Annotated in this window: 14 protein-coding genes; 4 read left to right on the forward strand and 10 right to left on the reverse strand. The window is 52.7% G+C overall.

Features of this window, described 5'->3' with window-relative positions:
• Positions 1 to 8 precede the first annotated feature (8 nt).
• The 4 genes from glyS to EBAPG3_RS04915 form a co-directional block, all read right to left on the reverse strand.
• A complete protein-coding gene (glyS, locus tag EBAPG3_RS04900; RefSeq protein ID WP_004174592.1) occupies positions 9 to 2,132 on the reverse strand; it encodes a glycine--tRNA ligase subunit beta in 2,124 nt (707 codons plus the stop codon).
• Complete coding sequence (gene glyQ / locus EBAPG3_RS04905; protein ID WP_004174591.1) at positions 2,129 to 3,031, reverse strand: glycine--tRNA ligase subunit alpha; 903 nt, start codon at positions 3,029 to 3,031, stop codon at positions 2,129 to 2,131. Before glyQ ends, glyS begins: the two co-directional genes overlap by 4 nt.
• Before the next feature lie 53 nt (positions 3,032 to 3,084).
• Positions 3,085 to 4,590 (reverse strand): apolipoprotein N-acyltransferase, encoded by a 1,506-nt coding sequence (gene lnt / locus EBAPG3_RS04910; protein ID WP_004174589.1) that lies wholly within the window; start codon positions 4,588 to 4,590, stop codon positions 3,085 to 3,087.
• 116 nt (positions 4,591 to 4,706) lie between these two features.
• A complete protein-coding gene (locus tag EBAPG3_RS04915; protein ID WP_081607219.1) occupies positions 4,707 to 5,903 on the reverse strand; it encodes a sensor histidine kinase in 1,197 nt (398 codons plus the stop codon).
• A 254-nt stretch (positions 5,904 to 6,157) separates the two neighbouring features.
• On the opposite strand from EBAPG3_RS04915, the gene EBAPG3_RS04920 reads away from it, so the two are divergent.
• Positions 6,158 to 7,474 carry a M23 family metallopeptidase gene (locus tag EBAPG3_RS04920; protein ID WP_004174584.1) on the forward strand — a complete coding sequence of 439 codons (1,317 nt, stop codon included), beginning with the start codon at positions 6,158 to 6,160 and terminating at the stop codon, positions 7,472 to 7,474.
• A gap of 79 nt (positions 7,475 to 7,553) precedes the next feature.
• Positions 7,554 to 8,660: an anhydro-N-acetylmuramic acid kinase gene (locus EBAPG3_RS04925; RefSeq protein WP_004174582.1), complete on the forward strand. Its 1,107-nt coding sequence runs from the start codon at positions 7,554 to 7,556 to the stop codon at positions 8,658 to 8,660.
• A 214-nt stretch (positions 8,661 to 8,874) separates the two neighbouring features.
• On the opposite strand, the gene erpA is transcribed toward EBAPG3_RS04925, so the two are convergent.
• The 4 genes from erpA to argC form a co-directional block, all read right to left on the reverse strand.
• The gene (erpA, locus tag EBAPG3_RS04930; protein ID WP_004174581.1) at positions 8,875 to 9,243 is read right to left on the reverse strand and encodes an iron-sulfur cluster insertion protein ErpA; all 369 of its coding nucleotides are present in this window, start codon (positions 9,241 to 9,243) and stop codon (positions 8,875 to 8,877) included.
• A 60-nt stretch (positions 9,244 to 9,303) separates the two neighbouring features.
• A complete protein-coding gene (locus EBAPG3_RS04935; RefSeq protein ID WP_004174580.1) occupies positions 9,304 to 9,720 on the reverse strand; it encodes a bactofilin family protein in 417 nt (138 codons plus the stop codon).
• 10 nt (positions 9,721 to 9,730) lie between these two features.
• A complete protein-coding gene (locus EBAPG3_RS04940; RefSeq protein ID WP_040851144.1) occupies positions 9,731 to 10,471 on the reverse strand; it encodes a DUF6776 family protein in 741 nt (246 codons plus the stop codon).
• A 210-nt stretch (positions 10,472 to 10,681) separates the two neighbouring features.
• A complete protein-coding gene (gene argC, locus EBAPG3_RS04950; RefSeq protein WP_004174573.1) occupies positions 10,682 to 11,710 on the reverse strand; it encodes an N-acetyl-gamma-glutamyl-phosphate reductase in 1,029 nt (342 codons plus the stop codon).
• Between the two features lie 126 nt (positions 11,711 to 11,836).
• Here argC and EBAPG3_RS04955 point away from each other — a divergent pair, with 126 nt between their 5' ends.
• Complete coding sequence (locus EBAPG3_RS04955; protein WP_040851143.1) at positions 11,837 to 12,112, forward strand: hypothetical protein; 276 nt, start codon at positions 11,837 to 11,839, stop codon at positions 12,110 to 12,112.
• A gap of 5 nt (positions 12,113 to 12,117) precedes the next feature.
• Here the strand turns inward: EBAPG3_RS04955 and rpsI are convergent, their stop codons facing one another.
• Together rpsI and rplM are read right to left on the reverse strand one after the other, a co-directional pair.
• On the reverse strand, positions 12,118 to 12,510 hold the full coding sequence (gene rpsI / locus EBAPG3_RS04960) for a 30S ribosomal protein S9 (RefSeq protein ID WP_004174569.1): 393 nt from the start codon (positions 12,508 to 12,510) through the stop codon (positions 12,118 to 12,120).
• A gap of 3 nt (positions 12,511 to 12,513) precedes the next feature.
• The gene (gene rplM, locus EBAPG3_RS04965; RefSeq protein WP_004174567.1) at positions 12,514 to 12,948 is read right to left on the reverse strand and encodes a 50S ribosomal protein L13; all 435 of its coding nucleotides are present in this window, start codon (positions 12,946 to 12,948) and stop codon (positions 12,514 to 12,516) included.
• A gap of 376 nt (positions 12,949 to 13,324) precedes the next feature.
• On the opposite strand from rplM, the gene EBAPG3_RS04970 reads away from it, so the two are divergent.
• Positions 13,325 to 14,197, forward strand: a complete 873-nt coding sequence (locus EBAPG3_RS04970) for a phosphoribulokinase (protein ID WP_004174563.1) — start codon at positions 13,325 to 13,327, stop codon at positions 14,195 to 14,197.
• Positions 14,198 to 14,212 lie beyond the last annotated feature (15 nt).

Here is a 14,212-nt window from a genome sequence, read left to right on the forward strand (position 1 = left end):
GGTCCAGATTAAGTTGCCAGCTTGGAAATATCAGCCACGCGATTCATTTCCTGCCGCAACTGGGCCAACAGAGCAAGACGATTGGCACGCAAAACGGCATCCTCCGTATTTACCATCACCTTGTCGAAGAAGGTGTCCACTGGTGTTTTTAATGCCGCAAGTTCCTTCAGGGCCAGGCTGAATTCCCCGAGTTTAAAAGCGTTATCTGCCTTGGGCATGATCCCGTTGAGCGCGGCATGCAGCGCCTGCTCGGCGGGCTCTCGCAACAGCTTGATATTTATCGTGTCGCTGACTTCACCTTCAGCCTTTTTCAGGATATTGCTTACGCGTTTATTTGCGGCCGCAAGGCTTTCGGCTTCCGGCAAAGCGGAAAAAGCACGGACGGCGGCAAGACGCCGATGAATTTCGTTCAGGAATTGCGGCCGTTTGGCAATGACCGCCTCAATCTGTTGTGGTGAGTAGCCGTGTTCGCGCAGTTGGCTGGACATCCTTTCATAGATGAAATTAAGCAACTGATGAGACTCGGCATTACCGAAATTAATCCTGCTATTGAATGCTCCACTTGAAATTCCGATTATTTCTTCCAGTGAGATCTCGAGTTCTTTTTCCGTCAGCATACGCGTCACGCCCAAGGCATTGCGGCGTAACGCAAATGGGTCTTTGTCCCCGGTCGGAATCTGTCCAATGCCAAACATGCCAACCAGTGTTTCCAGTTTATCCGCCAACGCGACGCAGAGTCCGGTCATGTTACGCGGCAATTCATCGCCCGCAAATCTTGGTTTGTAATGATCCTCGATGGCAAATGCAATATCATGCGACAGCCCGTCGTGCTGGGCATAATAGCGCCCCATGATGCCTTGCAGTTCGGGGAACTCGCCTACCATTCCAGTGAGCAAATCTGCTTTGGATAGCATCGCGGCTTCGCCCGCCTGTGCCGCAAGTTCATTACCACCCAATCGCAAACCAATCGCCTGCGAGATCGCCCATATCCGTTCCACGCGCTCCGCCTGCGTACCGAGCTTGTTGTGGTAGACAACCCTGTCCAAACCGGCAACACGCGAAGCCAGCGTTTTCTTTCGATCCTGATCAAAAAAGAACTTCGCATCCGCCAGGCGTGAGCGCAGCACGCGCTCGTTGCCGGTAATTATCTGGCTGGTATCCACCGGATGGATGTTGGAGACGATCAGGAATTGATGGGCGAGCTTGCCGTTCGCATCCAGAAGCGGAAAGTATTTTTGATTCGCCTTCATGGTCAGAATCAGGCATTCTTGCGGCACCTCCAGGAATGCGCTATCAAACTTTCCGGCCAGAACATTCGGCCGCTCGACCAATGCAGTGACTTCATCCAGCAGTGCTTCGTCTTCCACCGGTTGCAGGCCTGCCTCAGTCGAGACGGCCTGAAGCTGCCGGATAATTTCGGCGCGCCGCGCCGTAAAGCTGGCAATGACCGCACCCAGGCTATTCAGTTGCGATTCATAGCTGTCAGCCTCCTTCAGTATTATCGGATTCGTGCCGGCTTCAAAACGATGTCCTTGTGTCTCGCGTCCCGCAATCAAACCTAAAATGCTGACAGGTATGACTTCTGCGCCGTGCAGGGCGACCAAGCCGTGCGCAGGACGCACAAAATTCACGCTACTCCATCCGTCGGCCAGTTGGTAAGTCATCGTCCTGGCAATCGGCAGCTTGATGAGGGCTTCATCAAGCGCTTGCTGCAAACCTTCCACTAGCATTACACCCTTGACTAAACTGTCGAAGAACAGGGCCTCCACCTTGCCGTCCAGCGCACGCTTAAGCTGGGATACCTGCATATGCGCCGCATCGCCGCAGAGACTGTTTAATTTCTTGAGCAGTGCGGGTGTGGCTTGCCCGTTGACGTCCAGGCCCACCGATACTGGCATTAATTTTTGTGAAGTGGATTTGTCGGCCGCTTGCGCAGCCACGTTTTCAATATGCACAGCGAGTCGACGCGGTGAAGCGAAAGTCGTAATGGCAATATCATTCCCGGCCAAGCCCTGAGCCTTGATGCTTGCAGCCATGGCTTCCCCAAAGCTGTCACCCAGTTTCTTAAGTGATTTGGGTGGCAGTTCTTCAACGAGCAGCTCAATCAGCAGATTTCTGGTTGCATGACTCAAGCGATTTTCTCCAATTGCTCGATCCACTCGCGCGGCGCCATAGGGAAGCCCAGCCGTTTGCGGCTTTCGTAGTAGGCTTGCGCCACACTTCGGGCGAGGTCGCGAATTCGCCCGATATAAGCCGCGCGCTCCGTGACGGAGATCGCGCCGCGTGCATCCAGCAGATTGAAAGTATGCGCGGTTTTCAGCACCTGCTCATAGGCTGGCAGGGCTAGTCCGCATTCCACCAGATGCCGGGCCTGCGTTTCGTGACTGGCAAAGGCATTCAGCAGAAAATCCATATCGCTGTGCTCGAAATTGTAAGCTGATTGCTCGACTTCATTCTGATGGTATACGTCACGGTACGAGAGACCTTGGGTCCAGGTCAGATCGAACACGTTTTCCACGCCCTGGAGATACATTGCCAGCCGCTCCAGTCCGTATGTGATTTCACCTGTGATCGGCTTGCAGTTCAATCCGCCGACTTGCTGGAAATATGTAAACTGCGTCACCTCCATCCCGTTCAGCCATACTTCCCAGCCCAAGCCCCATGCACCCAGCGTCGGGTTTTCCCAATCATCCTCAACGAAACGAATATCGTTTTGCTTCAAATCAAAACCGAGCTCTTCCAGCGAACCAAGGTACAGGTCCAGAATATCGGGGGGAGCCGGTTTCAGCACGACCTGGAATTGATAGTAATGTTGTAGGCGATTTGGATTTTCACCATAGCGTCCATCCTTGGGCCGGCGCGCAGGCTGCACATAAGCGGCTTTCCAGGGTTCCGGCCCGAGGGCGCGAAGAAAGGTGGCGGTGTGTGAAGTGCCGGCGCCGACTTCCATGTCATAGGGCTGGAGCAGGGCGCAACCCTGTTTGTCCCAATAATGTTGCAGGGTGAGAATAATTTCCTGGAATGTGAGCATGAGAACGCCTGAGCGAATTGCGGTGATGGTTAGTATCTATCCCCGCGGGGATTTTACAGGTTTTTGTGTCCACCGCGAAAAATCGGCAGCGAACCCATAACCAGCAATACGCCGGCAAGCACGAATAACAGACTATTGCCCAAACGGACATAAGGCGTTGCCCCGGTGTACCCTTGTGCCATGCCGTGCAGCGCGGTGGTAGTAAATATTTCCGCTTCCTGCAACACGATGCCGCGTTCGTTAATAATGGCGGTAACGCCGGTATTGGTGGCGCGCAGCATGTAGCGTCCTGTCTCCATTGCGCGCATTTGCGAAATCTGCAGGTGTTGCCGCGGGCCGATGGAGCGGCCAAACCAGGCGTCATTGCTGACGTTGGCGAGCAGCGTGGCTTGAGGTAATTGCTTGATTATTTCTTCTCCAAATACATCTTCGTAGCAAATGTTCACCGCAACCCTTTGCCCGGCCAGATTCATCGGTCGCTGATCAAGCCCTCCGCGCGAAAAATCCGATAACGGGATTTTCAATACATCGATGACCCAGCCGAATATGGGCTTCAATGGAATGAATTCGCCAAACGGCACCAGATGGTACTTGCGATAGCTCTGAGCGGGAGATGTGCCGAAGCTGAACATGGTGTTGTAGTACTCGCTACGTCCGCCCGGGGCTTCAACCATACCGAGGAGGATATCGCCATTATTCCGTTTGGCATGGGTAGCCATTTGCGCCAGATAGCTCGATGGTACCTCGTCACGGTATAGCGGTACCGAAATTTCAGGCGTGATAATGAGGCGGCTGCTGCTTTCCAGCGTGAGTCTGGCATATGTATCCATCGACGTGACGAGCTGATCCTCCCGCCACTTCAAATCCTGCGAGATATTTCCCTGCAGCAGGCTTACTGTGACCGGTTCGCCTTGTGGTTCAGTCCAACGGATCTGCTGCAAGCCGAAACCGATGATCCAGATAGCCAGAAGCGGCAGTAGATAACGCCATTCCCGAAATCGCCTTTCAAATAACAGACATATCAGCGCCGCACTTAGAACGAGCATGAGCGATACGCCATAGACACCCATGACCGGGGCAAAACCTCCCAGGGGGCCGGCCGGCGCTTGCGAATAGCCGAGCGTCAGCCACGGAAAACCGGTGAACAAGACACTGCGCAGCCAGTCGGACAATCCCCACAATGCACCGGCGGTCAATGACCAGACCGCGGGGGTAACAATATGCAACCTCGTTAATATCCAGCCGGTCAATGCGGGGAATAAGGCGAGATAGCCACAAAGAAAGAATAATGCAATCACTGCAGCTGGCATCGGCATAGCGCCGAAATCATGCAGGCTGACGTAAATCCAGGTGACGCCTGCGCTGAACAGACCCATGCCGAAGGTGAAGCCCAGCAAGGCCGAGCGCATGGGTGTGGCGCTCACACGCCAGAAATGGCATAGCAGCGCGAGCGTAAAAACCGGAACTGGAAAAAAATAAAACGGCGCAAAACCGAGAACAGTGATTGCGCCGAGCAGAAAAGAGAGAGTTAATCGCGAACGGAGTGTTTTTTTGGACAATTCAATCAATCATGTTATTGGGTTCGATGCGACGAGGGTGCGCAATTTTAATCAAGGTCAATACAAGCAACCGGTAGCGCAGGGGGCAGACGAAATGCAAGATACGATGAGTTGATTCACGACTTGACCTGGGTCATATTTTGGTCGTGATCCTTATCTTTTTTTGGCAGCATTAGTCGAAATGTGGAACCCACACCTGCTTCGGACTCGACTTCCAGTTTGCCGCCTAAAAGCCGGGTCGCTTCCGAGGCAATGGCGAGCCCCAGTCCCACGCCCGGTTGGCCATATGTATCTCCGCGGCGGAAGGCCTCAAACAAATGACACAGGTTTTCCGGTGCAATACCCGGCCCCTGATCACTAACGCTCAATACCCACTCGATGTTTTCACTATTCGCGTCATTCCGGGCAAGCACTTTTATTTCGCCTCCGGAACTATATTTCACCGCGTTACCCAGCAGATTCTGCAATACCAACGTCAGTAATCCTGTGTCGCTAATGGCTTGGGCTCCATCGGGCGCGTCCAAATTCAGCGTTACGCCTTTGGATCTGACTTCAGGCGCAAACTGGCTGGCGATTTCGGAGAGCAGCAAATTCAAATCCACTGGTTCCGCCGTGTGATGAACAGGCTCTTTCCGCAGTTGCTCAGACTGAAGTAGTCGATCCATTCCGGCGGTCGTCTGGAGTATTGCACGCTTGACGGATTCCAGGTCCGCGACGCTATCCGCGAACTCAGGTACTTGAGTCAGCCTTCTGGCGAGAAGCTGCACGTGAAGCATGGCGTGATGAAGATGGTTACGGAGATCATGCGAAAGAAATGAAAGATACTTGGCCTGAACTTCGGTGGAAGTTCTATTCTGCTGTTGCAGGTGTTCGATAAACCGGATGACTCCGCTTTGCAGCGCCGTGTCCACGGCCATGTTCAAAGCGATGTTGCTCCGCAGATCCAGCTGTTCCTCCATTGCTTCCGTAACTTGCTCGATGATGACTCGGCGCAGCAGCCGATATTCGACGACCAGCTCGCGTATATTGTAATTTTCTTGGAAGCGGGACTCGCCATGCATTTTGCTGCCTTCAACGAGATCTCGAGTGGTCGATGGTTTATCCGAGGCGAATGCGTCTATGATCTCTTCCAGGATCAATGGTATCGAGTTGCGGAGGTTCTGGAGGGTGAGCGCGTCGGCAGCAGGAAGTGTCTGTACCACGGCGGCCTCCCATGCTCGGACGATCGCGTCCTTCCGTAACCTCAGGGCCGATGCAAGAAGAGGGAATGCGTGGTACGCCAGGAGATCAAGCGTCAAGTCTTCCGTGGACATGAAATGCTCTCCATTGGCAATATAAAACCCTCAGAAAGGCGGGATTGTATTTCTTGCTGAATTGGCGTGATAGTTCAAGGAACCCGATTCTGACCTGAAAGGCAAATATTCGCACTATGTTCTCCTCGCTCAGCGCCGCGTTCCGCCGCGCCGCAACCAGGAAACTTTTTCTACCCGCAGGTACATATTGACCCTACAGTCGATATGGATGGCAATTTTATGTTAAACTTCACGTTCTCAAAAGTGAGGTAAGCATGCCGGGCGACAAAATCAGCATTTTAGCGCATAAACCGTTTACGCTGACAAAAAAACGATTACGCTGGCTGATCTTGTTATCCAGCTTTCCATTATTCGGAATGGTGGCTGCCTTTGGTATTGCGCCGGATACTTCGCTGGAGAATCTTCCCGTCGAGGAGGTTATCCGCGGTCTTGAGCTCCCGGAAATTCTCCCGCCTTCCGATGAAAATATGACATTCTGGCGTCAGGAACGCATTCAGGCCGGCGACACAATCGCGACCCTGTTGTCCCGGCTTGAGGTGAATAATCAGGATGCCGTCAGTTTCCTGCGCGACTCAAGGAACATCAAGGCCACGCACCAACTGGTGTCCGGCAAAATCGTTCATGTGCAGACTACCGCAGCGGGTGAATTGCTTCTGCTGCGCTACTTCCCCGGTGGCAGCGAACAACTGGTGATGGAAAAGGTTGACGGCATCTTCAAGGTAAGCGAACAACCCGTCAAACTGGAAACCCATATCCAGATGAAGTCCGGGGTAATAAACAGCTCTCTGTTCGCAGCCGTCGACGGCGCGGGTGTACCCGACAGCGTTGCCACGCAGATTGTCGATATTTTGGCGTCGGATATTGATTTTCATCGGGATTTACGCAAGGGCGATCGTTTTACAGTGGTTTATGATTCACTTTATGGTAATGGCGAGCCCGCCCGGCCCGGACGGGTGCTGTCGGTGGAGTTCATTAACCAGGGGACGCCTCATCGAGCAGTCTATTTCCAGGCGGAAAATGGTGAAAGCGGTTATTACACGCCCGACGGCAAAAATCTGCGCAAGGCATTCTTGCGTTCGCCGCTGGAATTTTCCCGCATCAGCTCGGGCTTTTCCAGCGCACGATTCCATCCCATTCTGAAAACATGGCGCGCTCACAGCGGCATTGACTATGCCGCACCAACAGGAACGCGGGTGAAGGCCGCCGCGGATGGGACGGTGATGTTTGCCGGCTGGCAGGGCGGTTACGGTAATGTCGTTATCCTGCAGCATCATGGGCAATATTCTACCGTTTACGGTCACTTATCAACCTTTGCCAAAGGCCTGCGCTCGGGACAACGTGTCAGCCAGGGTGATGTCATCGGTCATGTCGGCGCAACCGGGATGGCCACAGGTCCGCATCTACACTATGAGTTTCGTTTCAACGGGGTTCAGCGCGATCCGACGCGAGTCGCCATGCCCACCGCCAATCCCGTTTCGGCGCGGCATATGCCCGCATTCTATGAGTACACAAAGCCGCTGATGGCCCGGCTGGATATGCTGCGCGGCACCAGTCTGGCCTTCCTGGACTAGCCAGCACTTTTTACCCTCACCTTCGCTCCCGTTTCCATCCTCACCCATAGAGGCAAAAAATAACAGAGCACGCAGGCGGATGGATTTGAAAACCGCTTACTATATCGGCATTATGTCGGGCACCAGCCTTGATGGAATTGATGCGGTGCTGGCTGATTTTAATTCGTCCCCCCCCTCTCTGCTGCACACCTTTTATCTACCCTACGATGGGGAGTTGCGCAGTCGATTGCTGGATCTGAACCGTTCGGGTAATGACGAGCTGCATCGCGCGGCCATGCTGGGTAATGAGCTTGCCCGCCGTTATGCGGAGGCCGTGACGGGTTTGCTGCATGGGTACGGCGTGAAACCTCAGGAGGTAATCGCCATCGGCTGCCACGGCCAGACTGTGCGCCACTGCCCCGAATCCGGGAGGGGCTATACCATTCAGCTATGCAATCCCGCTTTGCTGGTCGAACTCACGGGCATTACCGTGGTGGCGGACTTCAGGAGTCGTGACATCGCGGCAGGCGGTCAGGGCGCTCCTCTGGTTCCGGCATTTCATCAAATCTTGTTCAAAGATTCACAAGTTCATCGCGTTATCACCAATATTGGGGGAATCTCCAATCTCACCAGCCTCATGCCCAATGGGGAGGTTGCCGGGTTCGATTGCGGTCCCGGTAATTTAATCATGGACGCATGGTGTCTGCGTCATACCGGCAAGCCATATGATGAGAATGGCGCATGGGCCGATTCTGGCAAAATAATCCCGGAATTGCTTGAAAAGCTTCTGGGACTTCAGTTTTTTTCTCTTTCTCCCCCGAAAAGTACTGGCAGGGAGGTATTCAACTTGGCCTGGCTGGAGAGCTATCTGTCTGGAGATGAAAAGCCGGCGGATGTGCAAGCAACCTTGCTGCAATTGACGGTAACGGGAATTGCCCAGGCAGTGCTCACCTATTTTCCGGATGCGGCGGAAATCTACCTGTGCGGAGGCGGTGCGCGTAATGCGGCGCTTGTTGCGCAATTAAGAATGGCTCTATCCGGCAGGAAAGTGGAATTGACAGACAGGTTCGGGGTCGACGCCGATTGGCTGGAGGCATTTGCCTTTGCCTGGCTGGCGAGACAGGTCATTCTGGGAGTTCCCAGCAGTCTCCCTGCGGTAACCGGCGCTCGGGGCGCCCGCTTGCTCGGTGCGATCTATCCGGGTTAAGCCTGAATCCAGGAGCAGACCGCTTGTTTCATTAGGTTCGTACTGCTGTTGTCCATTTGGGTAAATCCGCTACAGGGAAAATTTAATCTCTTCCATCCAATTGGCGGATTCAGGCCGAAATCGGCTTTTCACCCCTGCGGCATATCAGCATTTTTGCCATAAATAAAAAATGGAGCTGCGGCTTCCATCTTTTTAAATACAACTGTTCCGGAAGTTAAACAGAGAATGAAGATCCGCAACCACAGGTGCTGGCAGCGCCCGGGTTCTTGATAACAAATTGGGCACCCTCGGCATTTTCCTGGTAGTCGATTTCCGCCCCGGCCAGGTACTGAAAGCTCATGGGATCAACCAGCAGTTTTACTCCATTCTTTTCCATTACCGTATCGTCTTCGCCTATGACTTCATCAAAAGTGAAGCCGTATTTAAAACCGGAGCAGCCTCCACCCGCCACAAACACTCTGAGCTTGAGGTCACTGTTCCCCTCTTCTTCAATCAACTCCCTGACCTTGCTTGCCGCGTTATCAGTAAAGATCAATGGCATCTGCATTTCTGCGACCAAATTTTCCCCAGTTGCAGCATTCATATCGAGTTATCCGCATCAAGATTAATTGGGAAAAAATTACGCTCTGCTATCAAATAAACGTCAATCGCCATGGGCGGCGGGTATCAATGCCACCACCTTATTGTCGAGTTGCGCATTGTCCAGATGATGGAGCATGCCGTCAACCGATGCGCCAAGCTGAATCTCCATGGATTTATAATGTACATCTCCGGAGATTCTGGCCTTGGGCTGTAATTCCACATACTCGCTTCCGTGAATGGCACCAGCTACGGTGCCATTAATAACCGCATGAGAAACCTGAATTTTCCCTTCTACGACTGCTTGATCGCTCAGTACCAGGGTACTGGGCTTGTCACCCACTGCGGTAATATTTCCCGTAATATGACCATCCACGCGCAATCCTCCGCTGAAATTGATATTGCCGTCGATATGGGTTCCCGCGCCAATTAGCGAATCAATCTGATTTTGAGGCGCGGATGTTTTCTTTCCACCAAACATTTTCTCTCCTTCACAAAGACAGATTAACGGTCTGCGTCAGCCTTGCCTGCGCTACGCCTTTTTCAAATACTTTTACCTGCATGCTTTCCACTTGAGCATCCGGCGGCATCCGGAAGCTTCTCTCTACTCGCTGGTAAAACTTGAAGTTAACGTCAAACGTATCTGACGGGCTTTCACTGGCGAGAGGTGTGACCATTTTTTCACCATTCTGCCGGAAATTGACAACGAATTCCAGATTACCCTGAAAATCCTTGGTGCGCTGCCCGCCCTGGACCAGCAGCAGGCTGTAACGATATTCTCCGGGCAACTGGCCACGCGCCAGCTTTAAATGACTAATCGAAACGCGTTGTTCGGTTTTTCCGGTGACTGATCCAAGATTCTGGAAAAATGCAACATCTTCCTTCAGGCGAATATTTTCATCTTCCAGGGCTTTGACATGCTTGCTAATGTCGTCACGTGCGACCATATCCATTTGCAACTGGCGCTCAAGCCCGGCCACTCTCATACGCAGCTCATTGTTTTCCTTTTCCAAACGATTATTCGTTCGTGATAGCCGGTCCAATTCATGATTTATCTCATTTTTATCAAAACCCGCAAACTGATGCCCGGCGTCGTACATGCCCCATGACAAGGCCAATGCGAGCGCGGTAAGGAAGCCAATAACAAGCCAGCGCCAGTACTCCGGCCTGTGCGGGCGTATCGCCACCTTCGGTGCAAAGATGCCGGATTTTCTTTTGGGTGATTTGATCATGGCCGTCAGTTTACGCTGTTATGACAGCGAGACACCGAAGGTATGGAAGAATACCGGTGGCCTGCCAGATTCAGGTTAAAGGCAATCGGCTGCGGGAGCGCCTGGCGGGTGCATATTTCGCCTTTTTTTTGGCCGATGGATGTATCAGTCTTCAGGATCTGTCTTCGCTGCGTCACTTTTCAGCTTCGATTCTTCAAGCCCGGCAGGCGGCTACGGTAGCAGCGGAGCATGATCGATAGCCAAGGTTTCCGGAAAACCGCACATGAGATTCATGTTCTGCACGGCCTGTCCCGCAGCCCCCTTGACGAGGTTGTCCGTTACCGACAATATTACCGCTGTGTTACCCTCCTGCGGACGATGCACCGCGATGCGGCAAAGATTCGAACCTCGTACTGACCGGGTCTCGGGATGGGCGCCTGCCGGAAGGACATCAACAAATGGTTCATCGGCATAGCGTTTCTCGTATATGGCCTGTAAATCGGCATCCCTGCTAAGTCTGCCATATAGCGTAGCGTGAATGCCCCGGATCATGGGGGTGAGGTGCGGGACGAATGTCAGTCCTATCGGACCTCCCGCCATACGAGATAATCCCTGCCTGATTTCAGGCAAGTGCCGGTGTCCGGGCACACCATAGGCCTTGAAATTGTCAGAAGCTTCGGCAAACAACGTATGGACCGCCGCATTGCGGCCCGCGCCGGAGACGCCGGATTTGGCATCGGCAATGAGATGCTCCAGGTCTACAATACCGGCCTCGATCAAAGGCAGGAACCCCAGTTGCACCGCGGTGGGATAACAGCCAGGATTCGCTATGAGCCGTGCGCCTTTGATTTCGTTACGATTGATTTCAGGCAAGCCATAAACAGCTTCCTCCACCAGATCAGGGCAGGCATGTGTCATCCCATACCATTTTTCCCATACTGCCACGTCCTTGATACGAAAATCAGCGGCGAGATCGATTACCCGAACTCCCGCGTCGAGCAGCGACCTGACCTGTTGCATGGCGATACCGTTGGGTGTCGCAAAGAACACAATGGCGCATTTGTCGAGTTCCGCTTCGGCCGGATCGCAAAATTTAAGCGGTACCCGTCCGCGCAAGCTGGGAAATAATTCGGCTACAGCCAGCCCGGTCTCTTTGCGCGAGGTGATGGCATGTATGTGCACTTCGGGATGCTGCGATAAAATACGCAGCAACTCGACGCCGGTATAACCGGTTCCGCCTACGATACCAACTTTAAGCATGGAATCTCCAGGTTTGAATGCGAAGAACAGGGTTTTCCATCAGGATTTTTCATAAATTCGTGTTGCATATCAGGATTATCCTGCCCCAGCATTGTCGCTCGTACCCTCGGTTACACATGGCAATAAATGGCTGCCCTGAATCTTCAATTTTTAGAGATGTCTTTATTTATTTGGTTCGATTTACCGGATATCTTGCGGGGAAAATGCAACCGGTTGTCGATTATCCTTACCCTAAATTCGCTGCGCAACGAACTCGCCATGACGGTGAAGCCTCGATGGGGCAAACTCTTTGCGTCCATGGCGCCGACCTGGGAAATAAGCGGCAACCGCCAGATTTGGGATTATAAGCAACAAGTAAAAAAGCCGCCAGAAACGGGCGGCTTTTCAGCATGGGACACGTAAAAAACTTATCGTTTGGAAAATTGTTTACGCCGGCGTGCTTTGCGTAGCCCTACTTTCTTCCGCTCTACTTCGCGCGCGTCGCGCGTTACCAGTCCGGCATTACTCAATACGGGTTTAAGCGTGGCATCAAAGTCAATCAAGGCGCGGGTAATGCCGTGGCGTACCGCACCCGCCTGCCCCGATTCGCCGCCCCCGTGGATGTTGACCACGATGTCGAAGCTTGTGAGATTTCCGGTTAACTCAAGCGGCTGACGAACCACCATGCGGCCGGTTTCACGGGAGAAGAATTCGTCGACGGGACGGTCATTGACTGTAATCAATCCCTTGCCCGGCTTGATGAATACTCGCGCCACCGCGCTTTTACGACGGCCGGTACCATAGTTATACGTTGTTCCCATAATTTAAGCCCTGACTTCGAGTTGTCGCGGTTGTTGCGCCGCGTGCGGATGCGTGGCACCAGCATAGATTTTAAGTTTCTTTAACATGGCATAGCCGAGCGGACCCTTTGGCAGCATGCCTTTTACCGCCTTTTCCAGAGGGCGTCCGGGAAAGCGTGCGTGCATTTTGGCGAAACTGGTTTCGTAAATACCACCGGGGTAGCCACTATGGCGGTAATAAGTTTTATCTTCCATCTTATTTCCGGTGACACGCAGCTTATCGACATTGATAACAATGATAAAATCGCCGGTGTCCACATGAGGCGTGAAGATGGGTTTATGTTTACCCCGCAGCCGATGGGCGATTTCCGCAGCGAGGCGCCCGAGCACCTTGTCCGCCGCGTCGATCACGAACCAGTCGTGGATTACTTCATGTGGTTTGGCTGAAAAGGTTTTCACTACGCCCGCCTTTGCTTATTTCAATAAAGCCGCGAATTTTATGCCAGACCCGGCCGAATGTCAAACTGGCCTTTCGCTAATGGATTCCGGGAAAAGAATATGTCACCGCCGCCGGCACCTCGTCCGCGCAGCGGTTTTCGCCAGTACCCATCATACCTGCCGCAAGTTGCGGCACATTTTGTCCGGATACCGCGTCATTTTATCCGGGCATTTTTCTGTGTTACCCGCTTCTATGGCGGCCCGGAGGCATGAATGTTTATCTATTCCCACCAAAATTTTTGGGAAAACAGGTATCATGTTAAAAGAATAATGCCGTAAAAATCGGCATGAAAAATTCGGTAACATCCTATTATCTTATTGTCCGAGGAGCGTTTGTATGTCACAAAAACACCCTGTTATCGCCGTTACTGGATCATCAGGTGCCGGTACATCGACAGTCAAAAATAGTTTCGAGCATATTTTTCGTCGCGAGAAACTGACTGCTGCGGTGGTAGAGGGCGACAGTTTTCATCGTTATGATCGTGATGCAATGAAGGCAGCCGTCGCGGAATCGGAAAAGGACGGTGGTCATCCCATCAGTCATTTCGGTCCCGAGGCCAATGAGTTCGAGAAGCTGGAGGCGCTATTCAAAGAATATGGCGAGAGTGGCAGCGGCAGTACGCGCCTGTATCTGCACAATGATGAAGAAGCCGCGCCTTATCGGCAGAAGGCCGGGACATTTACTCCATGGTCATCCATAAAGCCCGGTTCCGATATGCTGTTTTATGAGGGCTTGCATGGCGGCGTAAAAACCGATACCGCCGATGCGGCGAAGTATGTGGATTTACTGGTGGGAGTCGTACCTATTGTCAATCTGGAATGGATCCAGAAAATCCATCGCGACATGAATGCGCGCGGTTATTCGGCGGAGGCGGTGACTCATACCATTCTCCGCCGTATGCACGATTATGTGCATTACATTACTCCGCAATTTTCACGAACCCATATCAATTTTCAGCGGGTCCCGACAGTGGATACATCCAATCCTTTTATTGCGCGGGATATCCCGGCCCTGGATGAAAGTTTTGTCGTGATCCGCTTCCGCGATCCCAAGAACGTCGATTTTCCTTACCTTCTTGCCATGATTCATGATTCGTTCATGTCACGTCCGAATACAATTGTCGTCCCGGGCGGGAAAATGGGATTGGCCATAGAATTGATACTGACACCGCTGATTCTGGATCTTGTAGCGAAAAGCCGGAGCAAATAATCCAGCAGCCGTTGC

The sequence above is a fragment of the Nitrosospira lacus genome (assembly GCF_000355765.4).
Lineage (GTDB): Bacteria > Pseudomonadota > Gammaproteobacteria > Burkholderiales > Nitrosomonadaceae > Nitrosospira > Nitrosospira lacus.